Origin of the sequence: Prevotella sp. P5-92 (genome assembly GCF_002251245.1) — a bacterium.
Taxonomy (GTDB): Bacteria; Bacteroidota; Bacteroidia; order Bacteroidales; family Bacteroidaceae; genus Prevotella.
Window position 1 is genome coordinate 1 of the sequence record NZ_NPJG01000103.1, and the last position, 828, is coordinate 828.

An 828-nucleotide genomic window follows, 5' to 3' on the forward strand; every position below is an offset into this window, starting at 1 on the left:
ACCACGCCGTGGCCGCTTACCACGCCCATATCCTTCTTCACCCCGTCGGCCTCACCCTTGTCGATGGTGATGAGATTGTCTTTCTCTGAGATGGTGTTCGAGATTACCTTGGCCGGAATGAGTCTGTAGCCCTCCAGCGACTGAGCCTTGACCTGAGCCAACAGCGTACTGTCGGCCGAAGTCTGTTCCAGCCGGTCGGAGAGCACCTTGACCTGGCTCTCCAGATATACGTTGCGGGCAGTGAGCTGCTCATTGATATCCCCCAGGGAGAAATAAGCCGTCACCTTAGAGTCCCATTCATAGAGCTTTCCCGCCACCACATTGGCCGAGGAGAACCACACGCTCCCCTGGTAAGTGTGACCGCGGAAAAGCCATACCAGTCCGATAATCTCGAATAGGACGAAGAGAAACCAATGGTTATGCTTGCCGAGAAACTCTAACAGGTTTCGCATTGGCACTATCTCATCAGGAACGAGAACTTGTCAACATTCTTCAGCGCGATGCCAGCTCCGCGTGCCACACTGTGCAACGGGTCTTCGGCGATATGGAAAGGAATGTTGATTTTCTCCTGAAGACGACGGTCGAGACCACGCAGCAGGGCGCCGCCACCGCTCAGATAGATACCGTTCTTCACGATATCGGCATAGAGCTCGGGGGGAGTGTTCTCAAGAGCCGAGAGCACGGCGTTCTCAATCTTTGCCACGGTCTTGTCGAGACAGTGGGCAATCTCCTGATAGCATACAGGCACCTCCATAGGCAGTGCGGTGATGCGGTTAGGACCATGTACCACATAGTCTTCCGGAGCCTCGTCGCCCAGGTCGGTCAATG

At 55.2% G+C, this 828-nt stretch carries 2 protein-coding genes; both read right to left on the bottom strand.

The features are described from left to right. A partial coding sequence (mreC, locus tag CIK99_RS10410; RefSeq protein ID WP_144007968.1) for a rod shape-determining protein MreC occupies positions 1–452 on the bottom strand: 452 nt, incomplete at its 3' end. Between the two features lie 5 nt (positions 453–457). After that, the coding region (locus CIK99_RS10415; RefSeq protein ID WP_173805353.1) for a rod shape-determining protein at positions 458–828 on the bottom strand (371 nt) is incomplete at its 5' end.